Below are 24,491 nucleotides of genomic sequence, written 5' to 3'. Positions count from 1 at the left end.
GCTCTGCGGTGAGGTCGGCGATGCTCTCGAGGAACCGGGCGCTCGTCATCAAGGTCGGGTCCCGCAGCTGAAGGGCTGCGCGGTCAGCTAGCCTCGTAGGCGCCCGCGCCTGACCGCAGCCCCGACCAGCTGCGGCGACGCCGAACATCGGGTCCAGGCCAACCTCGCCGCCACCCGCGAGATCGGCCGGTCTCGACGCAACCTTGACTGCGCGTCGATAACTGGCTCTCTTGGCGGATCTTCCCCGCCGATCTCCGCGGCGGACGCTCCCCGCCGACGTGCCCGCCGGACCCTCCCCGCCGATCCCGGCGGACGCTTCCCGCCGATGTGCCCGGCACACCCTCCCGGCAGACACTCCCCACCGACCCTCCGCGCAGACCCTCCCGGCCGCGTTCTCCGCAGACCCTCCCGGCCGCGTTCTCCGCAGACCCTCCCCGCCGACGTGCCCGGCGGACAGCGACTGCGACCACTTCTCGACGATCGAGGCGATCTCGCGGTTGTTCCTCAGGTCGTCCAGGACATCAGACACTCCCGGCGGACGTTTCCCGGCGGACGTTTCCCGGCGGACGTCTGCCGGCGGCGCCACGAGCGAGTCGGCGGTTGGCGCTCGACTCCGCGACCGGACCTTGCCAGCAGCGTCCCCAGCGAGCTCACCATCGACTCCCCGGCGCACGTTGACGGCCATCGTTCGGTCGACGTTCAGGGTTCGCGGTCGAGGCTGTTTAAGCCGGGCTGCGACCAGCCGGCAAGTCGCTGAGCCATGCCGCGCGAGAGCGATGCGGCCGCAGTTTCATGTGCCGCCGCACTCCGCGGTGGGGGGAACTGGTGGAGTCAGCCTTCGTTCTTGCTGGGGTCCATCAGCGTGACGATGCGTTCCAGGTCGTCGATGGAGGCGAACTCCACGGTGATGCGGCCCTTGGTCTTACCGAGGTCGACCTTGACGCGGGTCTCGAAGCGGTCGGAGAGGCGATCGGCGAGGTCGACCAGGCGCGGGGCCACCGGCTTGTTGCGGCGCCGGGCAGGGGTCGGGGTGTCGGACGACATGTCGCCCATCGCGACGATCTCTTCGACCGTGCGGACCGAGAGCCCCTCCGCGACGATGCGCTGAGCCAGTCGTTCGATCGCGTCGCCACTAGGAAGGCCGAGAAGGGCGCGGGCGTGGCCGGCGGACAGGACACCCGCCGCGACCCGGCGCTGGACAGAGGCCGGCAGCTTCAGCAGCCGCAACGTGTTGGAGATCTGCGGGCGTGAGCGGCCGATGCGGCTCGCCAGGACCTCCTGGGTGCAGCCGAAGTCGTCGAGCATCTGCTGGTAAGCCGCTGCTTCTTCGAGCGGGTTCAACTGGCTGCGGTGCAGGTTCTCCAGGAGGGCGTCGCGGAGCATCACGTCGTCGGAAGTCTCACGGACGATCGCCGGGATGGAGGTCAGCCCGGCCAGTTGGGTCGCGCGCCAGCGACGCTCGCCCATCACCAGCTCGAACTTGTCGTCATCCAGCCTGCGGACCACGATCGGCTGCAGCAGGCCGATCTCCTTGACCGAGTGGACCAACTCGTCCATCGCGTCCTCGTCGAAGACGCTTCGCGGTTGCTTCGGATTCGGCGTGATCTTGTCGACGTCGATCTCCGCGAACTCGGCACCCGGAACCGCGGCGAGCTCGGGCTCCGCCTTCACCGGCGGTGCGCCCGGGATCGAGCTCGACTTGCTGCCCAGCGTGGTGCTGCCGGGAGCGGGCGTGCTGGGAATCAGCGCACCGAGTCCACGTCCGAGTCGGGTGTTCATCGACGCTCCCTCGAGATTCGACTGCCTTGAACTGACAACTACCTGATCCTGCCGACTACTCAACTACTCGCTCTGCCACTCAGCTACTCGCCCCGCCCACCCGACCAACCGCCACTCAGCCTCGCTGCCCTGCCTATCTCAGCCAGCGTCACCGACCTTCAGTCGGCCCAGTCAACATCAGCCGGCCCTCGAACCCTTCAGCCGACCCACAACCTTCGGCCAGCGACCGCACTTTCAGCCTGCGCCACCGTAGCCGGTCGCCCTACCTCAACACGCATCCCCCGGCCCACTCGGGACCTTCGGACCAATGTCGTTCGTCGTCTGCTGCTCGGAATCAGGACGCCCACATCACGGCGGTCCGATGCCGTTCCAACTTCCGCTGCGCTCACAAACCGGACCGCGGCTCTGTTGGTGGCCGACGGCGTCCTGCTCGGTTGTCGTAGGAGATCCATACGGCCGGGTCTTGCACGTCCTGTGGAGTGCGTTGGCGCCGCGGTGCGGCCAAGCGCGGGCCGGTCAGGCGTTGTTGCGCATCGCAATTTCGCGGGAGGCTTCCAGGTAGGACAGCGCTCCAGCTGAAGCCGGGTCGTAGGCGAGCACGGTTTGTCCGTGGCTCGGCGCCTCCGAGATACGGACCGAGCGTGGCACGGCAGTCCGCAGTACTGCGTCCTGGAAGTGGCCACGGACCTCCGCTGCCACCTCGCCTGCCAGTTTCGTGCGGGCGTCGTACATGGTGAGCAGGATGGTGGAGACGTCCAGTCCCGGATTCAGATGGGACCTCACCATGTCGATGTGCCGGAGCAACTGGGAAAGACCTTCGAGTGCGTAGTACTCACTCTGGATCGGGACCAGTACTTCGCGGGCCGCAGTCAACGCGTTCACGGTGAGCAGGCCGAGCGACGGCGGGCAGTCGATGAAGACGTAGTCGTACTTCTCACCAGCGGCCTCGGTCTCGGCCAGGTGTGCGTCGAGCGCCTTCTTCAGCCGGCTCTCGCGAGCGACGATGCTGACGAGTTCGATCTCGGCACCGGCCAGATCGATCGTGGCCGGGACGACCATGATGCCGGGGTGCTCGGCGCAGGGGGCGAGCAGTTTGCTCAGCGACTCCCCCTCGATGATCGCCTCGTAGATGCCGGGGGTGCCTTCCGAGTGCTCGATGCCGAGTGCGGTCGAGGCGTTGCCCTGGGGGTCGAGGTCGATCACCAGGATCCGCGCGCCGTACAGCGCGAGGCCGGCGGCGACATTGACGGTGGTGGTCGTCTTCCCGACGCCACCCTTCTGGTTGGCGACCACGAAGACCCGGGTCTCGGCGGGCAGCGGGAACTCGCGGCCCATGGTGCGTCCTTCATTCACGAGCAGGGTCCGTTCGGTGGCGGCGGCGATCGGAGTTTCGAGGAGTCGTCGCTGAAGCTCGTCCGACGTGGCCCGCGCGGCGATCTGTGCGGCAGTCATAGCGCCCATTCCGATAGGTGCGGGACTTGGCCCGAAGAGGATGTCTGTGGGGGTCGGGGCTGGTTTGCCCCCAGGTTCATCCACAGGCTTCTGTGGATGAATTCCCGCGTGCGGAGGTGTTTCCAGGGGGTAGTCATCCACAGGTCGTGGGGATTCGGGGAACTCCTCTTCAGCGTCCGCGGTGGGTGCCGTTTCACGTGAAACAGGCTCTGGCGTTTCACGTGAAACGTGCTCCGACGGGGAACCGATCGGCTCACGGTCGAGGCCGAGCGATGCCGCCGCGCGAAGCGGTGAGGGAGTTGCAGTCATCTCCGCCGAACTACTGTCATCCAGAATCGAGGCGTCTTCGCGCCCACTGACTTCCGGAGAGTTCTCACTGCTCACTCGGCGGGCCGACTCGCCGGCGCTGTCGATCTCGCCCACCCCGCCGACTACAGCTCCGGTGTCGGCGTCGGCGTCGGTGTCGGCGTCGGCGTCGGCGTCGGCGTCGGCGTATCTGTCGGTGCCAGGGGCGGTGGCCAACTCAGTGACGCTATCGGCCGAGGGCTCGGTGAGCCTCACGGTGACGGGCCTAGCCCCACTGGTGGTCGCCGACTCAGTGACAAGACCCACCTCGCCCTGGGTGTCCCTGACCGTGGCGGGCTCGGGCACGCTGGTGGACGGCACCTCATCGACACTGACGGACGGGCGCCCGGCCAGGGTTGTGGTCGGCGCCTCTTCGACGGTGGTGGTCGTCGCCTCATCGACCGTGGCCGTCGTCGCCTCATCGACGCTGCCGAACGAGCGCGCCTCAACGCTGGTGGCCGGCGCTTCATCGGCACTAACGGACGGGGGCCCAGCCATGCTGGCGGTGGGCGCCTCACCAATGTTGGTGGACCCGGGCTCACCGACGCTGGTGGACGCCGACTCGGCGACGACGCTAGTGGACGCCGGCCCCGCGATGCTGGTCGACGCCGGCCCCGCGATGCTGGTCGACGCCGGCCCGGCGATGCTGGTCGACGCCGGCTCGGCGACGCCGCTGTCCGGCTCGCCTTGGATCACGGCTGTGCTGCTTGCCGCCAACGAGCCGAGCGAACTCGCCCCAGTCCTTCCAGCGGCCGCTTCATCAGCGGTCGGCATCGGCGCCTGTGAGCGGGCCGCCCAGTCGTCGACACCAACACCTCTGGAGGGCGAACTGACGCTGTAGTTGCTTGCCGGACCGGTGCCGTCGGCACCCATGAAGCCCGGGCTCTCTAAACCGGGGCGCTCTAAACCGGGGCCCGCGAAACCGGGGCCCGCGCTGTCGACACCGGCCGAGCCGCGTTCCCTGTGCGGCGAAGGGTCGTTGCCGCCAGCATCCCGCCGGTCGACCAAGACGCCTTCCGCTGAGCCCCCACCGGCGTTAAAGCCTTCGACGCCGATTGAGCCCGCATGTGGTGTGTTGGAGCTGTCGCCGTCCGCTGGTCCCACGCCGACGCCACTAGTCGCGGAGTCGGAGGTGGTGCTGTCTGCAGAAGAGGACGAAGCACCTTCGGCGGCAGCCGCGGCGGCTTCGGCTTGTGGTTGGCGGGTCGGTGATGCCACGGTTCCGGATGCGGGAGGGTCCACCTGGGGTGTGGGCGAGCCGGACTGCTGCTGCGTGTTCTGGGGCGAATCCTCGAGGAGGGGATCCGGGTCCGGGACCACCACGCGGATTGGTGCCGGGCTTGAGGCCGGCCAACCGATTGCTTGTGTCGCCCGGGGTTCACCGGTGCTCTTGCCAGGCCATCCGAGGGCACGACTCACGAACCCGCTCACCTCCCGCGTCTTCTGTGCTGGGATCCCCGCGCAGCACGTCCGGCCACAATACTCACGACAGTCGTCGGCTGGGCCAGTTCATCCACACCGAGTTGGTGAACGTGCCATTCCTCCGCGCCGAGGGCCTCCAGTTCGCGTTCGGATCCGGCCAGTTCCTCCTCTGCCGAGGAGCCCTTCATGGCGAGCATCAGACCACCCTCCGCACACAGCGGCAGGCACCAGCCCGCCAACTTGCCGAGCGGTGCGACTGCCCGCGAGGTGACCACATCGAAGGAAGCGGGCGCCAGGTCCTCCGCTCGCGACCGGACGACCTCGGCGTTGGTGCAGTCCAGCTGCTCCACGGCTTCCTGCAGGAAGGTGGTGCGCCGGAGCAGCGGCTCGACGAGCGACACCTGAAGATCGGGACGAACGATGGCGAGCACGATCCCCGGCAGCCCGGCCCCGGTGCCGACATCAGCGACAGTGGCTTCCTCCGGGATCAAGCGCTCCAGCAATGCGCAGTTCAGCAGGTGCCGCTCCCAGAGCCGGGGCACCTCGCGCGGACCGATCAGGCCGCGCAGCGTTCCTTCAGTCGCCAGCAACTCCGCATAGGCCCCAAGCCGCCCCGCCGCTCGTGGGTATAGCTCCTCCACGAGCGGCGGTGTTTCACGTGAAACGTCACCCGTCACGAGCAGAACACAGCGATCACTGCGCGGGCTGGACGACGACCCGGCGGCGCGGCTCCTCGCCCTCGGACTCACTGGTCAGGCCGGCGGCCGCGACGACGTCGTGAACGACCTTGCGCTCGAACGGCGTCATCGGGTCGAGCCGGACCGACGAACCGGTGGCCTTCACTTCCTCGATCGCCTTCCGGCCGACCTCTTCCAGCTCAGCCTTCCGGTTCGCGCGGTAGTTCGACACATCCAGCATCAGCCGGGACCGCTCGCCGGTCTCGCGGTAGACCGCCAGCCGGGTCAGCTCCTGCAACGCCTCGAGCACCTTGCCGTTCTCGCCGACCAGGTTGCTCAGGTCCGCCCCGACGATCGACACCGCGGCACGGTCGCCGTCGATGTCCATGTCGATGTCGCCGTCCAGGTCGGCGATGTCGAGCAATTCCTCGAGGTAGTCGGCCGCGATGTCGCTCTCGGCCTCCAGAGCCTTCAGACGGTCAGCCGCCTCGTCAGTTGCCGGCGTCGTCGACTCGGTGTTCTGCATGCCGTCGCTCACGGCCACTCCTTCAGGTTCGAGATCCGCCCCACGGGGACCCAGGTCGTACAAAGCAGAGGAAAACAGGGAGGTACCGGCGCGGACCGATCAACTGTCGGTCTTGCGGCTGGCCGGCGACCCACCACCAGACTTCTTCTGCGCGGCCTTCTTCTGGGCGGCCTGTCGAGCGGCGCGGGACTTCGCGGCCGGCTGACGCTTCGCACCCGACGATGTCTGCTTCGCGGCGGCCTTCTTCGCCGCGGTCGGCTGCTGCCCGTTGCTGGACGACTTTGTCTCGGTCTGTCCGTTGTTCGCGGCCGCTCCATCATCGCTGGAATCGGTCGGCGCGGCGCCGCCGGTGGAAGCGGCAGAGCCCGCGCCCCCACCCCGACGGTTGCTGCGCGACTGACGCTTCGGCTGCTGCCGGTTCGCCGGGCGACGATCCGTAGCGACCGAACCCGACTCGCCGTCGGCGCCGGCCAGGCCCTCGTCGGCCGGCTTGCCCGCGCGCAGGTTGTGCTCGCGCTTACGGGCCTCCATCGCGTCGAACGCCGGGGTGCCGGGAGCCGGGTTGCGGCGGATCACGTAGAACTGCTGGCCCATCGTCCACAGGTTGGAGACGAACCAGTAGATGAGCACACCGATCGGGAAGTTGAAGCCACCGATCAGGAAGAACACCGGGAAGACGTAGAGCATGATCTTCTGCATCTGCGCCGCCTGGCCCTCGAGGGCCTCCTTCGGCATGTTCTTGCGCATCAACTGAAGCTGCGTGGTGAACATCGTGGCCGTCATCAGGATGATCAGCACGATGGCGACGGCCTTGACGTTGTTGGCCCCGGGACCGTTCGCCTTCAGGAAGGTTTGCGAGATCTCCGCACCGAAGATCTTCGCGTGCTGCAGCGACTGGACGTACGGCTCCATGATGCCGCTGTGCGCCCTGCCCTTCGATGCGTAATCGAGCACGCGGAACAGCGCAAGGAAGATCGGCGACTGAAGCAGCAGCGGCAGGCACGAGGAGAACGGGTTGGTGCCCGTCTCCTTGTACAGCTTCATCATCTCCTGACCGAGCTTCTCCCGGTCATGGCCGTACTTCTTCTGCAGCTCCTTCATCTTCGGCTGCAGCAGCTGCATGTTCCGGCTGGATCGGATCTGCCGCACGAAGAGCGGAATCAGCAGGGTACGGATGACGATGGTCAGGCCGGCGATCGACAAAGCCCAGGCCCAACCGCTGTTCGGGTCGAACACCTGTGACAGCAGCCAGTGCCACCCCACCAGCAGCGCCGACACCGCCCAGTAGAGCGGAGTCATCACGGCGTTGAACAGGTTTACGATCCCGTCCCACAAGGCGAGTTCGGGGATGGCCAGAAGAGTCACTCAAGCACCTCGCTGCACAGGCCCGGCGTCGGCTGACGATTCGGGCTGGTTGGCGGAGACGGAGTCTCCGCGCTGGTCGACATCTGTTGGTGGAACGGGGTCGTAGCCGCCGGGGTTCCACGGGTGGCAGCGGGCGAGTCTCCTCGCCGCCAGCCAGCTACCGCGCACCGCACCGTGGCGTTCGACCGCTTCCAGGGCGTAAGCAGAACAACTGGGGTAGAACCGACACACCTGCCCGTACATCGGGCTGACGAACTTCCGGTACAACTTCAGAAAACCAATGATCCCGTACTTGACGGGTGCGATCTTCATCGCGCGTCCAGAACTCGCTGCAGCGCGCCATCGATGTCGGCCACCAGTTCGTCGTACGACGACGCAGCAGACGTTGGCAGGGCACGAACGACAGTCAGGCTGCCGGCCGGAAGATCCGGGAGTCGCGCAGCCATCACAGCGCGCAAGCGGCGGTGGACGCGGTTCCGCAGAACCGCATTGCCCACCGCCTTGTTCACCACGAATCCGACACGAGCAGGCTCGACCTCTGGGTCGGCCTGCACCAGGAAATGGACCACCACGGCACGCCTACCGGCGCGCCGTCCGGAGCGGACGGCGCGGCGGAAGTCGTCGGACCGACGGAGCCGGTTCGACGCAGGCAGCACGAGGTGGTCACCGTCACCAGCGGTGTCGGCCGGACGGCTCAGGCCGCCAGGCGCTGACGGCCCTTGCTACGACGGGAGGCGAGGATCGCGCGACCCGCACGGGTGCGCATCCGAAGACGGAAGCCGTGCTTCTTGTGCCGGCGACGGTTGTTCGGCTGGAACGTCCGCTTGCTCACTGGAATGACTCCGGTTACTCGAGATCATGATGTCGACAAATCCACTGGTAGATCTGCCCCTGGTGCAGGTCCTGCAAATCGCCCGAGAAACCTGTCAACAAGCAGGGTCCCTCATGGAGCGCAGCACGAAACGGCCGGTTCAACACCGACCGATCCACGGTACGTGGCCGCCTGTGGACAGGTCAAACCAGCCGTCCCCATAGTTTTCCACAGGTCTGTGGAAGAAACACGTCGTCACCCACTGATCCCGGCCGCTACACACGGCTACCGCCCAATCATGGCTACGCTCCGACGTCTACCCGACACGCCGACGGTTGCCCCCAATTTGGCATCCATAGCCTGTGGATGACGGCTTGAAGCAGCGTGGCAGGACTTGTTAGCGTCAGCCCCTCACACCAGAGGTCCCCATCCCGACATCGGTAACCAACTAGCTCCGCGCTTCGTTCACAACTGTGGACAACGGTGTGGACAATGAGGAAACCGGCTGAGGAGAACGGCAACTGCAACCTGCGGCCCTCCGGGTCGCGCCAGCAGTGGCCGGGTGGCCGGGTCGAAAGGTCGCGCAGATCCTTGGCGCCGGCCACCGCAGCGAAGGATTCGGGGAGCAACGCGTGGTCGAGGACCAGTCCGCCAATGCGGAGATCAAGGCCGAAGTAAAGGATCTGACCGAGGCCTGGGCACGGGTTCTCGCCGGACTGCCACCGAACCAGCGAGCCTGGCTGACGAATTCCCGGCCGGTGACGCTGCATGAGAGCACTGCGATCGTCGCGGTCCCGGACGACTTCACCCGCGGACAGCTCGAGACCCGGCTGCGGCCGGACCTGGAGCGCATCCTCACCGAGAGTTTCGGCCGGGACATCCGGATCGCGGTCACGGTCGACCCGTCGCTCGATCCCGAGCTCCGCGAGCCCGCGCCGGCGCAGCCCGTAGTACAGGCGCCTGGTCTTCAGTCGGCTCAGCCGTTTCAGCCACTGCAGCCGAACCAGTCCATGCCGGGTCAGCCGATGTCCGGTCAGCCGATGCAGTCCCCGGCGCAACCGGGGATCCAGCCGACCGTCAACAGAGCCACGGATCCGATCGGCCACCCGCTGACCTCGGTCGCGCCGCCGCCGAACGGTTCGGCGCCGACCCAGCCGGCCACCGAGGCACAGGGGGAGGCGCGGCTCAACCCGAAGTACACCTTCGAGACCTTCGTCATCGGCAGCTCGAACCGGTTCGCGCACGCCGCGGCCGTCGCCGTCGCCGAGGCACCGGGCAAGGCGTACAACCCGCAGTTGATCTACGGCGACTCCGGACTGGGCAAGACTCACCTGTTGCATGCGATCGGGCACTACGTCCGCAGTCTCTACACCGGCGCCCGAGTTCGGTATGTCTCCAGCGAAGAGTTCACCAACGACTTCATCAACGCCATCCGCGATGACAAGGCCGCGCAGTTCCAGCGCCGGTACCGCGACGTCGACGTGCTGCTCATCGATGACATCCAGTTCCTCGAGGGCAAGATCCAGACGCAGGAAGAGTTCTTCCACACCTTCAACACGCTGCACAACGCGAACAAGCAGATCGTGATCAGCTCCGACCGCGCGCCGAAGCGGCTGGAGGCGCTGGAGGACCGGCTGCGGAACCGGTTCGAGTGGGGCTTGATCACCGACATCCAGCCGCCCGACCTCGAGACCCGGATCGCGATCCTGCGGAAGAAGGCCGCGACCGAGCGCCTGACCGCGCCGCCGGAGGTGCTCGAGTTCATCGCCAGCAAGGTGCAGACCAACATCCGTGAGCTGGAAGGCGCCCTGATCCGGGTCACCGCCTTCGCCAGCCTGAATCGCCAGCCGGTCGATCTGAGCCTGGCCGAGATCGTGCTGAAGGACCTCATCCCCGAAGGCAGCAAACCCGAGGTGACGGCCAGCATGATCATGGGTCAGACCGCCTCGTACTTCGGGCTGTCCATCGACGACCTCTGCGGTTCGAGTCGCAGCCGGGTGCTGGTGACGGCCCGTCAGATCGCGATGTACCTGTGCCGCGAGCTGACGGATCTGTCCCTGCCGAAGATCGGACAGCAGTTCGGCGGCCGCGACCACACCACCGTGATGCACGCCGAGCGGAAGATCCGGCAGTTGATGTCGGAACGACGCAGCGTCTTCAACCAGGTCACCGAACTGACGAACCGGATCAAGCACCAGGCCAAGCAGCAATGAGCCCGTCGACCGCGCCGAACCGCTTGTACGCCAAGCGCTACGGCGCGGTCACACGAACCACACAGCCTGGGGACAGTCCTGTGGATAACTGTGGGTATGTCCGTGGACACTTCCGTCTCACCTGTGGATTGGCTGTGTGGATCGCGAGGGTCGTCACCAGCCGTCCCCCGATCGCCCCGAGTTCGTCCACACCCGGTCCCCAGCCAGTTTCGGCCTCTGACCTGCGATTTCACCGCTTTTCCACAGTATCCACCGGTGCGAACAACCCTATGGAATCTGTAAGGAAGTCCCAGTCCACAAAAGGGTCTGGCGGCCCGACCTGGGGAAAACTCGACTTTCGGCCCCTTTGGGAGCACTGTCGGAAGGACCTGTCAGGCTGTCCCCGGAACCAGCAGAACTCCGGGGGCGCGACCCGCCCGAACCGCCATGTCAAGCCCGGTTGGCACACATCACATCCGTCCGTGGCAGGATCTGCCTGGCACACAGCCGAATCAGGAGGCACCCAGCGGTGAAGTTTCGCGTCGAGCGCGACGTACTGGCCGAATCGGTGGCCTGGGCCGCGCGCAGCTTGCCCAGTCGTCCCAGCGTCCCGATCCTTGCCGGGCTTCTCGTCGAGGCCGAGGAAGGGCAGATCACTCTGTCCGGCTTCGACTACGAGACCTCCGTGCGTGTCACCGTGCCGGCACAGGTGGCCGACACCGGCAAGTGCCTGATCTCCGGCCGGCTTGTCGCCGACATCTCCAAGAGCCTTCCGAACCAGCCCGTGGACATCTCCGTGGACGGCGCGAAGGCCCAGGTCACCTGCGGCACTTCGCGCTTCACGCTCCAGACGCTTCCCACAGAGGAATATCCGGCTTTGCCGGACCTGCCAGCGGCCAGCGGCACCGTGAAGAGCGATGTTTTCGCTCAGGCCGTCGCCCAGGTGGTCACCGCCGCGGGCCGGGAGGACACCCTGCCGGTGCTCACCGGCGTACGGGTCGAGATCGAGGGGTCCACGATCTCCCTGCTGGCGACCGACCGGTACAGGTTGGCGATTCGTGAGCTCGAGTGGAACCCGCAATCCCCAGATGCCTCTGCTGCCGCGCTTGTGCCGGCCCGGGTGCTCGCGGAAACCGCGAAAGCGATGACCGGGACCGACATCATCGTGTCTCTGGCGACTCCTGGCAGCGGCGAAGGCATCGTCGGCTTCGAAGGCGAGGTGTCCGGCGGCAACCGTCGCGCCACCACACGCCTGTTGGACGGCGAGTTCCCGAAGGTTCGCGGCATCATCCCGACCGACGCGGCGATCGCGACCCGGGTCCGGATCGACACCGCGACCCTGGTCGAGGCCGTGAAGCGCGTCGCCCTGGTGGCCGAGCGCAACGCACCCGTCCGGCTCACCTTCTCCGACGACACCGTCACCCTGGATGCAGGCAGCGGTGACGAGGCCCAGGCTTCGGAGTCGATTGAAGCTCGTGTCGTTGGGGAACCCGTCACCGTGGGGTTCAACCCGACGTACCTGCTGGACGGTCTGAACGCGATCGGAACACCGGTCGCGCACCTGGCGTTCACCCAGGCGACGAAGCCGGCCGAACTGACCGGTGTGAAGGACTTCGACGGCGAGCCGATCAGCGAGTTCCGGTACGTGCTGATGCCGGTCCGCCTGAACAGCTGAGAACCAGCTGGACAACCGGAAAGCCAACAGAACAAGGGGATTCACGATGGAGCTCGGCCTTGTCGGTCTCGGCAAGATGGGCGGCAACATGCGCCAGCGGATCCGCAACGCCGGCCACACGGTGATCGGCTTCGACCACAACCCGGACATCTCCGACGCCAAGGACCTGGCGGATCTGGTCGGCAAGCTGACGGCACCCGGCCAGCCGAAGGTGGTCTGGGTGATGGTGCCGGTGCAGGCCATCGACGCGGTCATCAACGAGCTCGCCGAGCTGCTGTCCCCCGGCGACATCGTCATCGACGGTGGCAACAGCCGCTGGACCGACGACACCCGCCGGGCCGCGCAGCTGGCCGAGAAGCAGATCCGCTTCGTCGACTGCGGCGTCTCCGGTGGCGTCTGGGGTCTGGAGAACGGCTATGCCCTGATGTGCGGCGGAGACGCTGAGACAGTCAAGACGGTCATGCCCATCTTCGAGGCGCTCAAGCCCGAAGGCGAGTTCGGCTTCGTGCACGCCGGCAAGGTCGGCGCCGGACACTTCACCAAGATGGTCCACAACGGCATCGAGTACGCGATGATGCAGGCGTACGCCGAGGGCTTCGAGCTGCTCGAAGCCTCCGAGATCGTCGAGAACGTGCCGGAGGCGTTCGCGTCCTGGCGCGAGGGCACCGTGATCCGGTCCTGGCTCCTCGACCTGATGGTGAACGCCCTCGAGGACGACAACCACCTCGAGAAACTCCGCGGGTACGCCGACGACTCGGGCGAAGGCCGCTGGACCGTGGAGGCCGCGATCGATCTCGCCGTCCCGGTGCCGGCGATCGCCGCTTCGCTGTTCGCGCGGTTCTCGTCCCGGCAGGAAGACTCCCCCGCGATGAAGGCGATCGCGGCGATGCGGAACCAGTTCGGCGGCCACGCGGTCAAGGGCGCCGAGGACCCGTCGTACGCGACGCCCCCGATCAAGCACTGAGGTGTATGTCACCGCCCTGGGTCTGCTCGACTTCCGGTCCTACCAGCAGGCGGAGGTCCAGCTCACCCCGGGCGTGACCGCCTTCGTCGGACCGAACGGTCAGGGCAAGACCAACCTGGTCGAGGCGATTCACTACACCGCGACGCTCGGTTCGCACCGGGTCGCCAACGACGCGCCGCTGGTGCGGGCCGGTGCCGCGCGCGCGATCGTGCGCACGGAGATCCGCAGCGACCACCAGCGCGATCTCGTCGTCGAGCTGGAAATCAATCCTGGGAGGGCAAATCGGGCTCGGGTGAACCGCGCGCCGGTCCCCCGGCCCCGAGAAGTGCTCGGATTGCTCCGCACGGTGCTCTTCGCGCCGGAGGATCTGTCGCTGGTCAAGGGCGATCCGTCCGAGCGCCGCCGATTCCTGGACGAGTTGCTCACCCTGCGGACACCCCGGATGGCAGGCGTCAGGCAGGACTACGACCGCATCCTGAAGCAGCGGAACTCGCTGCTCAAGAGTGCCTCGATGGCCCGCCGGCAGAACCGCTCCGGTGGTGCTGCCGAGGGACAACTCCGCACCCTCGAGGTCTGGGACTCGAACCTCGCGCGGGCCGGCTCCGAACTACTCGCCACCCGGTTGGAGTTGCTGGAATCCCTTCGCCCGTTGGTTTCCGGCGCGTACGACGCTGTTGCCCGAGGCAAGGGAGATGCCCGGCTCGAGTACAAGTCGTCCGTGCCGTTGGAGCCGGGCGTCACGAGTCGGGACCAGCTCGGCGAGGTGCTGCTGGCCGCAGTACAGGACAGACGGCAGGACGAGCTCGACCGCGGGGTATCACTGGTCGGGCCGCACCGCGATGACGTGGTCCTCGGACTCGGCGACTTGCCTGCGAAGGGGTATGCGAGTCACGGTGAGTCCTGGTCGTTCGCGCTCGCGCTGCGGCTGGCGTCGTACGAGTTGCTCAAGGCGGACGGGGGTGAGCCGGTGTTGATCCTGGACGACGTGTTCGCCGAGCTCGATACCCAGCGCCGGGACCGCTTGGCCGAGCTGGTCGCGCCCGCGGAGCAGGTCCTGGTGACTGCCGCGGTCGGGGCCGACGTACCAGATGAGCTGAGTGGAGTGCGGTTCGACGTGGGCGACGGGACGGTACGCCGTGCCTGAGGACGTGGATCTCCGTCCGGACGCGGACCTGCTCGGCGGGTTCGGCATGCAGCCACTGCCCGAGCGACCCGAACCGAAGCCGCGCCGCGAGCCGCCCAGAAGCGAGCCGAAAGCCCGGAATTCCTCTGAGAGCGGCATCGAGAGCGAGCTTGCCGACACCCTTGACGAGCCTCGAAGCGGTCCCGACCACGACAAGCAGGGCCTCGAACTGGCAAAGGCGCTGGCGGGCCGGCTCAAGGGGATGAGCCCGGTCAAGCCGGTCAAGAAGACGCGCCGTCGCAGGCCCGGTGGATCTCAGGTCAGCGGGTCCAGACCCGACGACCGCGATCCGCAGTTGCTGACGAACACGCTCGGCCGGCTGATGCGGGACCAGGGCTGGGAGGTCGACGTCGCGGTGCACGGCGTGATGGCCAGGTGGCCGTCCATCGTCGGGCCGGAGATGGCCTCGCACTGCAAGCCCGAGAGCTACACCGATACCGAGCTCACCGTGCGGACCGACTCCACCGCATGGGCCACCCAGGTCCGCCTGCTCGCACCTGACCTGGTCCGCAGGCTGAACGCCGAACTCGGCGACGGAACGGTCACCCGCGTCAAGGTCGAAGGGCCGAACGCGCCCAGCTGGCGCAAGGGTCCGCGCACCGTCCGCGGCGGCCGCGGTCCCCGCGACACCTACGGCTGAGCAGCCACCGATCAGCCTGCGGTGACGACCCACCGCATCCCCTAGGATCGGGCGCGATGCGCACGATCGTTGACGGCTTTCGCGACCTGCTCCACCTGCTCGCAGACTCCCTCCGGCTCTGGTGGCGGAACCTGCTGCCTCTGACCACCTGGTTCCTGGCCGGCTACGTCGGCTACCGGGCGGCGATCGACGGTGCCATCTGGCTGGCCGAGCACCAGCACTCGAGTCTTGGCGTCGGCGTGTTCTCCGCCGGTGTGCTGATTCAGATCGCGACCACGGTCGGCATGATCCGGACCTGCGCGAGCTCCCTTTACCGCTGGCGCGACGCGGCTGTGAACAAGAACGAGGAGACCGCGGACCCCACCCAGCAAGGCCTGATGGAACTGCTCTCGGTCACGCTGCTGCCGCTGGTCGCTGTCTGGTCGGCCTGGGGATTCCTCGAGGACAAGGTCTCGCGCCTGACGGTCAGCAACTTGGTCGAGCGAGGCACCCAGCCCGGCTCCGGGTTCTTCGTCCTCGGCGGCCACGCGTGGCGGGCGTACCTGCCGGCCATCGTCATCCTGCTGGTCCTGCGGCGGGTGATCGAGGCCGTGGACGACCGGTGGCCGAGCCGACCCGCCAAGTTCGCCCAGGTCTGGGCCGAGGCGTTCTTCCTGCTGCTGACGGTGGTCGTCGTGCCGTATGCGGTGAAGGACTTCAAAGGCTGGTTCAGGCAACGGAGCTTCTGGTACGTCTCGGTCGACTGGTGGGGAGGGCTGAAGGACTTCTTCGGCGGCATCCACATTCCGATCCCGGCCGGCATCGAGTTCCTCTGGGGCTTCTTCTTCGAGACCCTCTGGCCGTTGTTCAAGCTCGGCGTCGGTGAACCGCTGACCTGGCTCGCGATCACCACCGTCGTGTTCGGGCACCGGGTGCTGTCGAGCGGCGGGGTGTTCCGGGGGACCCGGCTGGAGCGTCGCCTGGGCAGCGTGCAGGAAGATCCGGACGCACCGAAGCCGAACAGATTCGTCGCAATCACCAACCAGGCGCCGAATCTGCTGCTCGGAGGTCTGCGGGAGAAGTTCTACCCGACCTTGAACGCGTTCCGGCTGCTGGTCCGGGTCGGGCCGGTGTTCCTCGGCGTGGTCTGCCTGGGCTACACCCTCTGGCTGCTCGGCAGCGACTGGACCTACATAGCGCTGCAGCGCCTGATCGGTGTGCATGGCGAACGCTGGGGCCTGATGAACAGCGAGATCGCAGAAGCGATCACGAACATCTTCTTCGAGACGCTGCGGATCGCCTTGCTGGCGGCCGCTTTCGACCTCTGCATCTCGGTGGGAGCCCAGCGACTGGCCGAAGCCGCCGAGGCCGATGCGGCGGCCGAGGCCGACCCGGAGGCCACCACGGCGGCGACCGTCTGAGTCACCGGGTGAGCAGGACCCGGCGCTGCTCGTCGCTGTCCTCGACCTGGATCCCGCTCAGGTGCGGGACCGCTGACTGCGGGACCACGTAGATCTGGGCGATCCGGCCGGTCTTGTTGCGGGTGAACGGGTGGTCGTCGTCCCCGCAGTACGTCGGCAGGAAGTAGCCGTAGGCACTCTGGCTCTTCCACAGGTTGCCGCGGTCATCTCGCAGCATTGCCGTGCAGGTGAACCCACTCGAGCCCATCTTCAGTCCGTCCAGCGGGGTGATGGACGCCGTCACCAGAATGACCACCGAGCCGGCCGGCTGCTCCAACTCGATCTTCTTGCGCTCGGAGTCCGCCAACTGCGTGTACGGCTGCAGCGAATCGAGGTTCCACCGGACCTTGCCGATGGTCACCGGCCCCTGGTCCACGACTTCGGTCACGGCGCCGTCCCGGTACACCCTTTCCGCGTCATCCAGATAGGTGCGCGACAGAAGGAAGGCGCTGAGTGCCAGCAGCGTGAGCAACAAGGAGATCTGGGCGGTGAGCCGGACCGTGCGGTTCATTCGGCCACCCGGGTGACCGACGCGGGCTTCAGATACTCACGGCCGGCCCGCTCCACGAGTTGCGCGGCGATCTTGTCGTCCGGCACGCCGAGGTCGACCTCGACGTCCTGCGCCAGGACGGTGAAGAACTGGACGGGTGCGATCTTCAGGACGAGTCCTTTGAGGTCGGCGGGGTTCACTTCGTAGATCAGCGCGCCGGTCTTGGCGAAGCCCGGCTCGGAGAACTCGACGCCGTTCCCGATCGATCCACCGACCGGGGTGTACTGGGTGCCCCCGTCGGCAAACAGGGTGGCGGTGTTGCTGCCGGGGTCTTCGGTGCCACGAACCGTGTCGTACTCGACCGCGAGGAAGACCCCGTTGGTCTCGACCGCCTTGTCGGTCTCACTGGGCAGGTAGGACTTGGCGAACTTCACCCGGCTCACCGCGACGGTCGACGTGCCGAACTTCAGTTCCTGTCCGATGGTGCCGTGCACGACCACCCGGACGGTGCTGTCGTAGACCTGGTCGGGATCCGCCAGCCGGGTCAGGCCGCCGAGCAGCACGAACAGGATGCCGACAGCCACCGTGGCCGGCCGATACACCTTCACTTGGTCTCCGTCGTGGTCGTCGCCGGCACCCGCACCACCGCGATCGGCTCCGCGTTGTGCCAGTACGAGTTGTCGGACGCGCCGAGCAACGAGTCGTCGGACTCGTACTTCTCACCCTGGATGCCCAACTCGATCACGTCGGCGCTGAAATCCGCCGGTACGTCGAACTTGGTGGTGCACGTCTCCGCCGGAAGTCCGTAGACCAGCACGTAGTTCAAGTCGCCGCGGCAGGTCGCACCGTTGGAGTCGATCAGGTCCTTGCCATCGCCGGGAACCAGGAGCAGCAGACTGCCGAGTACCGAGCTGCTCTTCTGCTCCTCTTTGTCGATGTTCTTCAGGTCGATGGAGACCTCGACCCGCGCCTTCGCCGGGTCGTACTTGTTCTTCGGGGTGCGGATGATGCGGGCCGAGGTGACGCCGTACTCGAACCGGCCGGCCTCGACGGTGACGGGCGCCTGGAGGGTGTCGACCTTGCGGCCCTGCTTCGCCTTCCAGCCACCGGTGAGAAGGATGACCAGGGCCAGCACCACGACGAGAGCGATCGCGATCAGCCACTTGCGCCGGTGCCGGTGGATCACCCGATCGGCGATCATGGCGTCGATGACGTCGTCCAGACTTTCCACGCGGATGATCCTAGGGGCCGCCGGGTCCGGCGCGCCGGGTCTCGTACCCCAGACAGTCAGGGGCGATCCGGCCAGAAGCCACTGAGTGCCTTGAGCGCTTTCCGAGCCCCCTTCCCGCGTGGGGGGACATACCCGGGAGTCCCAAAACACGCCCTGTCCACAGTTTCGGCCGCCTCATGGCAGGTTCTGCTTCGGTCGACGGGTAAGATGGAGACGTTGAAGTGGCCGCCGGTGCTGATAACACAGTATGGGCGGCCCGCACTGTGATTCGATGCCCCACGCAGGTGGGGTCCGAGGAGGACAACAGCCGGTGACCGACGAGCCGACCGAGACCGACGCAACCCCGTCCGCCGACGACATCGGCACCGTCGTACCCGAATCAGTCCTCCACAAATCAGGCGCGGTCGAAGGCACGTATGACGCGAGCGCGATCCAGGTGCTCGAGGGCCTCGACGCGGTCCGCAAGCGCCCCGGTATGTACATCGGTTCCACCGGTGAGCGCGGTCTGCACCATCTCGTCTACGAGGTGGTCGACAACGCGGTGGACGAGGCGCTGGCGGGTTACTGCGACAAGATCGTGGTCACCTTGCTGGCCGACGGGGGCGTCCGCGTCGTCGACAACGGCCGCGGTATCCCGGTCGACATCGTCCCCTCCGAGGGAAAGCCCGCGGTCACGGTCGTGCTGACCGTTCTGCACGCCGGCGGCAAGTTCGGCGGCGGCGGTTACAAGGTGTCCGGTGGTCTGCACGGCGTCGGTGTGTCCGTCGTGAACGCGTTGTCCAGCCGACTCAAGGTCGACGTCCAGAAGAACGGCAAGATCTACACCCAGTCGTTCACTGTCGGCGTCCCGGACGAGGATCTGGCCGAGGCCGGCACGTCCACCTCGGACGGCACCACGATCACCTTCTGGGCCAGTCCCGACGTCTTCGAGACGACGAACTACTCCTACGAGACGCTGTCCACCCGCTTCCGTGAATACGCGTTCCTGAACAAGGGCCTCGAGCTGGTGATCCGGGACGAGCGCCCCGATCACATCGACGAGGACGGCAAGCCGGTCGAGCAGTCCTTCAAGTACGACGACGGCCTGGTCGACTACGTGAAGTACCTGACCGGCATCCGCGAGGCGGTGCACCGCGACGTGATCGCCTTCGAGGCGGCCCAGGGCGAGGACTCGCTCAGCCTCGAGGTGGCGATGCAGTGGAGCGGCTCGTACCAGGAGTCGGTGCACACTTTCGCGAACGCGATCAACACCCATGAGGGCGGCACCCACGAAGAGGGCTTCCGCGCCGCGCTGACGACTCTGGTCAACTCCTTCGGCGAGGACCAGGGCATGATCAAGCGCAAGGAGGACCGGCTCACCGGTGACGACGTCCGCGAGGGTCTGACCGCGATCATCTCGGTGAAACTGGGCAATCCGCAGTTCGAGGGCCAGACGAAGACCAAGCTCGGCAACACCGAGGTGAAGGGCTTCGTCCAGAAGGTCGTGAACGACAAGCTGGGCGCCTGGTTCGAGCAGAACCCGCAAGAGGGCAAGGAGATCATCCGCAAGGCCACCGCGGCCGCGAGTGCCCGGATCGCCGCCCGCAAGGCGCGCGACCTGGCCCGCAACCGCAAGGGTCTGCTGGGTGGCGGCGGCCTGCCGGGCAAGCTGTCCGACTGCCAGTCAACGAACCCTGAGGAGTGCGAGGTCTACATCGTCGAGGGTGACTCGGCCGGTGGCTCCGCCAAGGGCGGTCGCGACCCGAAGTTCCAGGCCATCCTGCCGATCCGCGGCAAGATCCTGAACGTCGAGAAGGCCCGGATCGACAAGGTCCTGCAGAACAACGAGGTGCAGGCGATCATCTCCGCCCTCGGGACCGGCATCCACGAGGACTTCGACGAGGAGAAGCTCCGCTACCACAAGATCGTGATCATGGCCGACGCCGACGTCGACGGCCAGCACATCCGGACCTTGCTGCTGACGCTGCTGTTCCGCTTCATGCGACCGCTGATCGAGCGCGGTCACGTGTACGCCGCGCAGCCGCCGCTGTACAAGATCCGCTGGAGCAACTCGGCGCACGAACTGGCCTACACCGAGCGCGAGAAGGACGGCCTGATGGCGGCCGGCGCCGAGGCAGGCAAGAAACTGCCGAAGGAGAACGGCACCCAGCGCTACAAGGGTCTGGGTGAGATGAACGCGCAGGAATTGTGGGAGACCACGATGGACCCGGCCAACCGGGTGCTGCTGCAGATCACCCTGGACGACGCGGCCCGCGCCGACGAGACCTTCGCGACGCTGATGGGCGACGACATCGAGGCCCGTCGGAACTTCATCCAGCGCAACGCCAAGGATGTCCGCTTCCTTGATATCTGAGGGTGGCCCGGGCCGTGCCCGGGCCGACCACTCGCCGCGCCGCACTCACCGACGTACTGAACTGAACGGGACGAGCACCAGATGACCGAGACCCCCATTTCTCCGGGACACGACCGGATCGAGCCCCTCGATCTGCAGACGGAGATGCAGCAGTCGTACCTCGACTACGCGATGGCCGTCATCGTCGGCCGCGCCCTGCCGGAGGTGCGTGACGGCCTCAAGCCGGTGCACCGCCGCATCCTCTACGCGATGTATGACGGCGGCTACCGGCCGGACCGGGGATTCTCCAAGTGCTCGCGCGTCGTCGGTGACGTGATGGGTCAGTACCACCCGCACGGCGACTCCGCGATCTACGACACCCTGGTGCGGCTGGCCCAGCCGTGGGTCATGCGCGCGCCGATGATCCAGGGACAGGGCAACTTCGGTTCGCCGGGTAACGACCCGGCCGCCGCGATGCGGTACACCGAGTGCCGGCTGGCTCCATTGGCGATGGAGATGGTGCGCGACATCGACCAGGACACGGTCGACTTCCGCCCCAACTACGACGGTCGCTCGCAGGAGCCGGTGATCCTGCCCAGCCGCTTCCCGAACCTGCTGGTGAACGGCTCGGCCGGCATCGCGGTCGGGATGGCGACCCAGATCCCGCCGCACAACCTGCGCGAGGTCGCGGCCGCGGCGAACTGGGTGCTGGAGAACCCGGAGGCCACCCAGGAGGAGATCCTGGCGAAGTGCATGGAGTACATCAAGGGCCCGGACTTCCCGAACGGCGCTCTCATCGTCGGCTACAAGGGCATCGATGACGCCTACCGGACCGGCCGTGGCTCCGTCACGATGCGCGCGGTGGTCGACATCGAGGAGGACGCCAAGGGCCGCACGAGCCTGGTCATCACCCAGTTGCCGTACATGGTGAACCCGGACAACCTGGCGCAGAAGATCGCCGAGCTGGTCAACACCGGCAAGATGAGCGGTATCGCCGACATCCGCGACGACACCTCGTCGCGGACCGGCCAGCGGCTGGTGATCGTGCTGAAGCGGGACGCCCAGCCCCGCGTAGTACTGAACAACCTCTACAAGCACACGCAGTTGCAGGACACCTTCGGCTGCAACATGCTCGCCCTGGTCGACGGCGTGCCGCGCACGCTGAGCGTGGACCTGTTCATCACGCACTGGCTGGAACACCAGATCGAGGTCATCCAGCGACGGACCAGGTACCGCTTGCGCGAGGCCGAGAAGCAGGCCCACATCTACCGCGGCCTGGTGAAGGCGCTCGACGCGCTGGACGAGGTCATCGCGTTGATCCGCCGTAGCCCGGACGTCGAAGAGGCCCGCAACGGCCTGATCTCGCTGCTGGAGATCGACGAGATCCAGGCCCAGGCGATCCTGGACATGCAGCTGCGCCGGCTGGCCGCCCTGGAGCGGCAGAAGATCATCGACCGGCTGAACGAGCTCGAGGCGGTCATCGCCGATCTCGAGGACATCCTGGCCAGCCCGATCCGGCAGCGGCACATCGTCCGCGACGAGCTCGCCGAGATCGTCGACAAGTTCGGCGACGAGCGCCGCACCGAGATCATCGCGGCCGACGGCGACCTGTCTGTGCAGGACCTGGTGCCGGACGAGGACGTGGTCGTCACGATCACCCGCGGCGGCTACGCCAAGCGCACCAAGACCGACCTGTACCGCGTGCAGAACCGCGGCGGCAAGGGTGTTCGCGGCGCCACGATGCGCGCCGAGGACGAGATCGGCCACTTCTTCGCCACCACGAACCACCACTGGATGCTGTTCTTCACCACCAAGGGCCGCGTCTACCGCGCCAAGGTCTGGCAGCTGCCCGAGTCGGCTCGTGACGCCAAGGGCTCGCACGTGGCCGGGCTGCTGTCGTTCCAGCCAGACGAGGAGATCGCCCAGGTTCTGACGCTGCGCGACTACGAGCAGGCGCCGTACCTGCTACTCGCCACCAAGCGTGGTCTGGTGAAGAAGACGGCACTGACCGACTATGACTCCGCCCGGCAGAGCGGCATCATCGCGGTGAACTTCCGCGAGGAGGACGACGAGCTGATCGGCGCGGAGCTCGCCTCGGCCGACGACGACCTGATGCTGGTCTCCAAGAAGGGCCAGTCGATCCGCTTCACCGCGAACGACGAGCAGCTGAGGCCGATGGGCCGGGCCACCTCCGGCGTCACCGGCATGAAGTTCCGCGCGGGCGACGAGCTGCTGTCGATGGCCGTGATCCGGGCCGGCTCGGAGGAGGACGCGCAGTACGTCTTCACCGTGACGAACGCCGGGTATGCCAAGCGCAGCCGGGTCAGCGAGTACCGCCAGCAGGGCCGTGGCGGTCTCGGCATCAAGGCGGTCAAGCTGAACGACGAGCGCGGCACGCTGGTCGGCGCGCTGATCGTCGTCGACTCCGACCAGGTGCTCGCGATCAAGTCGAGCGGACAGGTCGTCCGCAGCCGGGTGGACAGCGTTCCGGTCAAGGGTCGCGACACGATGGGTGTGAAGTTCGCCGGAGTCGGGGAATCTGATGCTGTGGTCGCAATCGCTCGCAACACGGACCTCACGGTGAGTGAGGAAGAAGACGAAGCCGTCGAAGGCATCCCCGCCGATGCCCAGGATGTGGACGCACTGCCAACCGAAACAGCCCCTGAAAGCGTCCAGAATGATGACCAGCATTCGACGGACATCGAGGGCGCGGCTACCGTCGAAGACGACGAAGCCGGCCAGGAGGGCACCTGATGACCAACCGCGCGAGGCCGACATGGCCTGATGGGGCGGCTGACAGCTCCAAGTCCCAGACGCCACCTGGCCGCAACAGCCAGGGCGCCAACGGGAGGGACCAGTCCACCCCACCGGCCACACCAGCCTCCAACGGTCGCTCTGGTTCGTCCGGCAACAGCGGACAGCAACGACCCGGTACGCCGGGCGGCCAGAAGCCGGCGGACTTCCGCCAGCCGCAGCGGCCGGCGCCCCCGTCGACCCAGTCGGGGTCCACCGCTGGCAAGCCGGCGCGTCCTCCGCAGCAGCCGCCGGTCCGTCCGGCCGTGAAGCAGGCCCCGCCGACCACCACGCCCTCGGCCACGCCGCGCCCCGCGACTCCGAGCACGCCAGGTCGCCCCGAGCCGCGCACGCCTGCGGCGACACCCGCAAGTGGCGGCCAGCCCGTGACCGCGGCGTACGGGCAGACCGGGAAGGTGGTGACGCCGTCCTCCGCCCCGGAGACCTTCGGGGACAAGGTGAACGCGGCGAAGCAGGCCGTGCTCGAGAAGGCGGCGGCGGTCAAGGAAGCGACCCAGGGCTCACTTGCCTCGGTAGGCTCGGTCGGGCTTGACAGCAAGGCCAAGACCGCGACGGCCCCGGCCGTCAAGGCGTCGAAGCGTCCGCAGACCCGGAAGGCACGGCTGCGGTTGTCGCGGCTGGACCCGTGGTCGGTGATGAAGACGTCATTCCTGCTCTCGATCGCGTTCGGCATCGTCACCTGGGTCGCGGTGTTCATCGTCTGGTCGGCGATCGGCGCGGCCGGTGTCTTCGACAACATCAACAACACCGTCTCGGAGGTGCTCGGCACACCATCCGCCGAGCCGTTCCGGATCGAGAACTACATCAACACCGGCAAGGTGATGGGATTCACCACCCTGCTGGCCTGCGCGGATGTGCTCATCATCACCGCGCTGGCGACGCTCGGCTCGTTCCTCTACAACATCGCGGCCACCCTGCTGGGCGGCCTGGAAGTGACGCTGGCCTCCGAAGACTGACCACCCCTCGCCGCTTCCGGTCGGGCGCACGTAGGGCCCGATCGGAACCGGTTTGGGAGAGAGGCGGTCAGTGCGGTAATCTCTCCCGGGTTCGACCCCGCGTTGCGGGCCTATAGCTCAGACGGTTAGAGCGCTGCCCTGATAAGGCAGAGGTCACTGGTTCAAGTCCAGTTAGGCCCACCCCCTGACCCAGACCGA

Annotated in this window: 20 protein-coding genes, 1 tRNA gene and 1 pseudogene; 11 read left to right on the top strand and 11 right to left on the bottom strand. The window is 67.0% G+C overall.

Annotated features, from left to right (window positions below; all coding sequences use genetic code 11):
* Positions 1 to 831: 831 nt before the first annotated feature.
* Entirely contained in the window at positions 832 to 1,779 is a 948-nt protein-coding gene (locus ABD210_RS01850; protein WP_344107880.1) for a ParB/RepB/Spo0J family partition protein, read from the bottom strand.
* 516 nt (positions 1,780 to 2,295) lie between these two features.
* A complete protein-coding gene (locus ABD210_RS01845; protein ID WP_344107878.1) occupies positions 2,296 to 3,231 on the bottom strand; it encodes a ParA family protein in 936 nt (311 codons plus the stop codon).
* Positions 3,232 to 3,853: 622 nt separating this feature from the next.
* On the opposite strand from ABD210_RS01845, the gene ABD210_RS01840 reads away from it, so the two are divergent.
* On the top strand, positions 3,854 to 4,417 hold the full coding sequence (locus ABD210_RS01840; RefSeq protein ID WP_344107876.1) for a hypothetical protein: 564 nt from the start codon (positions 3,854 to 3,856) through the stop codon (positions 4,415 to 4,417).
* A 586-nt stretch (positions 4,418 to 5,003) separates the two neighbouring features.
* Here the strand turns inward: ABD210_RS01840 and rsmG are convergent.
* The 6 genes and pseudogenes from rsmG to rpmH form a co-directional block, all read right to left on the bottom strand.
* Positions 5,004 to 5,639: a 16S rRNA (guanine(527)-N(7))-methyltransferase RsmG gene (gene rsmG, locus ABD210_RS01835; protein WP_344107874.1), complete on the bottom strand. Its 636-nt coding sequence runs from the start codon at positions 5,637 to 5,639 to the stop codon at positions 5,004 to 5,006.
* A 52-nt stretch (positions 5,640 to 5,691) separates the two neighbouring features.
* Positions 5,692 to 6,213, bottom strand: a complete 522-nt coding sequence (locus ABD210_RS01830; RefSeq protein ID WP_425552607.1) for a Jag family protein — start codon at positions 6,211 to 6,213, stop codon at positions 5,692 to 5,694.
* Between the two features lie 366 nt (positions 6,214 to 6,579).
* A pseudogene (yidC, locus tag ABD210_RS01825) lies at positions 6,580 to 7,500 on the bottom strand (membrane protein insertase YidC); the annotation flags it as partial.
* 66 nt (positions 7,501 to 7,566) lie between these two features.
* Positions 7,567 to 7,878, bottom strand: a complete 312-nt coding sequence (yidD, locus tag ABD210_RS01820) for a membrane protein insertion efficiency factor YidD (protein ID WP_344107872.1) — start codon at positions 7,876 to 7,878, stop codon at positions 7,567 to 7,569.
* A complete protein-coding gene (gene rnpA, locus ABD210_RS01815; RefSeq protein WP_344107870.1) occupies positions 7,875 to 8,222 on the bottom strand; it encodes a ribonuclease P protein component in 348 nt (115 codons plus the stop codon). Before rnpA ends, yidD begins: the two co-directional genes overlap by 4 nt.
* Positions 8,223 to 8,260: 38 nt before the next feature.
* On the bottom strand, positions 8,261 to 8,398 hold the full coding sequence (gene rpmH, locus ABD210_RS01810) for a 50S ribosomal protein L34 (RefSeq protein WP_077018336.1): 138 nt from the start codon (positions 8,396 to 8,398) through the stop codon (positions 8,261 to 8,263).
* A 611-nt stretch (positions 8,399 to 9,009) separates the two neighbouring features.
* On the opposite strand from rpmH, the gene dnaA reads away from it, so the two are divergent.
* From dnaA to ABD210_RS01780, 6 genes are all read left to right on the top strand, one after another.
* The gene (dnaA, locus tag ABD210_RS01805; RefSeq protein ID WP_344107866.1) at positions 9,010 to 10,590 is read left to right on the top strand and encodes a chromosomal replication initiator protein DnaA; all 1,581 of its coding nucleotides are present in this window, start codon (positions 9,010 to 9,012) and stop codon (positions 10,588 to 10,590) included.
* 508 nt (positions 10,591 to 11,098) lie between these two features.
* Complete coding sequence (gene dnaN / locus ABD210_RS01800) at positions 11,099 to 12,244, top strand: DNA polymerase III subunit beta (RefSeq protein WP_344107863.1); 1,146 nt, start codon at positions 11,099 to 11,101, stop codon at positions 12,242 to 12,244.
* A 46-nt stretch (positions 12,245 to 12,290) separates the two neighbouring features.
* Entirely contained in the window at positions 12,291 to 13,208 is a 918-nt protein-coding gene (gene gnd, locus ABD210_RS01795; protein ID WP_344107860.1) for a phosphogluconate dehydrogenase (NAD(+)-dependent, decarboxylating), read from the top strand.
* 1 nt (position 13,209) lies between these two features.
* Entirely contained in the window at positions 13,210 to 14,352 is a 1,143-nt protein-coding gene (gene recF, locus ABD210_RS01790) for a DNA replication/repair protein RecF (protein ID WP_344107857.1), read from the top strand.
* Complete coding sequence (locus ABD210_RS01785) at positions 14,345 to 15,031, top strand: DciA family protein (RefSeq protein WP_425552606.1); 687 nt, start codon at positions 14,345 to 14,347, stop codon at positions 15,029 to 15,031. The genes recF and ABD210_RS01785 overlap by 8 nt, the downstream gene beginning before the upstream one ends.
* 56 nt (positions 15,032 to 15,087) lie before the next feature.
* On the top strand, positions 15,088 to 16,431 hold the full coding sequence (locus tag ABD210_RS01780) for a hypothetical protein (protein WP_344107854.1): 1,344 nt from the start codon (positions 15,088 to 15,090) through the stop codon (positions 16,429 to 16,431).
* A gap of 1 nt (position 16,432) precedes the next feature.
* Here ABD210_RS01780 and ABD210_RS01775 read toward each other — a convergent pair whose 3' ends face one another.
* The 3 genes from ABD210_RS01775 to ABD210_RS01765 are packed head-to-tail and all read right to left on the bottom strand — an operon-like array spanning position 16,433 to position 18,191.
* Positions 16,433 to 16,981, bottom strand: coding sequence for a hypothetical protein (locus ABD210_RS01775; RefSeq protein ID WP_344107852.1), 549 nt, complete (start codon positions 16,979 to 16,981; stop codon positions 16,433 to 16,435).
* Entirely contained in the window at positions 16,978 to 17,568 is a 591-nt protein-coding gene (locus ABD210_RS01770; RefSeq protein ID WP_344107850.1) for a hypothetical protein, read from the bottom strand. Before ABD210_RS01770 ends, ABD210_RS01775 begins: the two co-directional genes overlap by 4 nt.
* Complete coding sequence (locus ABD210_RS01765; RefSeq protein WP_344107848.1) at positions 17,565 to 18,191, bottom strand: hypothetical protein; 627 nt, start codon at positions 18,189 to 18,191, stop codon at positions 17,565 to 17,567. The genes ABD210_RS01770 and ABD210_RS01765 overlap by 4 nt, the downstream gene beginning before the upstream one ends.
* Positions 18,192 to 18,462: 271 nt before the next feature.
* On the opposite strand from ABD210_RS01765, the gene gyrB reads away from it, so the two are divergent.
* From gyrB to ABD210_RS01745, 4 genes are all read left to right on the top strand, one after another.
* On the top strand, positions 18,463 to 20,544 hold the full coding sequence (gene gyrB, locus ABD210_RS01760) for a DNA topoisomerase (ATP-hydrolyzing) subunit B (protein WP_425552604.1): 2,082 nt from the start codon (positions 18,463 to 18,465) through the stop codon (positions 20,542 to 20,544).
* Positions 20,545 to 20,625: 81 nt separating this feature from the next.
* Positions 20,626 to 23,277 (top strand): DNA gyrase subunit A, encoded by a 2,652-nt coding sequence (gene gyrA / locus ABD210_RS01755; RefSeq protein WP_344107844.1) that lies wholly within the window; start codon positions 20,626 to 20,628, stop codon positions 23,275 to 23,277.
* 305 nt (positions 23,278 to 23,582) lie between these two features.
* A complete protein-coding gene (locus ABD210_RS01750) occupies positions 23,583 to 24,293 on the top strand; it encodes a DUF3566 domain-containing protein (RefSeq protein ID WP_344107842.1) in 711 nt (236 codons plus the stop codon).
* Between the two features lie 106 nt (positions 24,294 to 24,399).
* Positions 24,400 to 24,473, top strand: a tRNA-Ile gene (locus tag ABD210_RS01745).
* Positions 24,474 to 24,491 lie beyond the last annotated feature (18 nt).

Source organism: Kribbella alba (assembly GCF_039529635.1).
Classification (GTDB): domain Bacteria; phylum Actinomycetota; class Actinomycetes; order Propionibacteriales; family Kribbellaceae; genus Kribbella; species Kribbella alba.
This window is presented reverse-complemented; position numbering and strand designations above follow the sequence as displayed.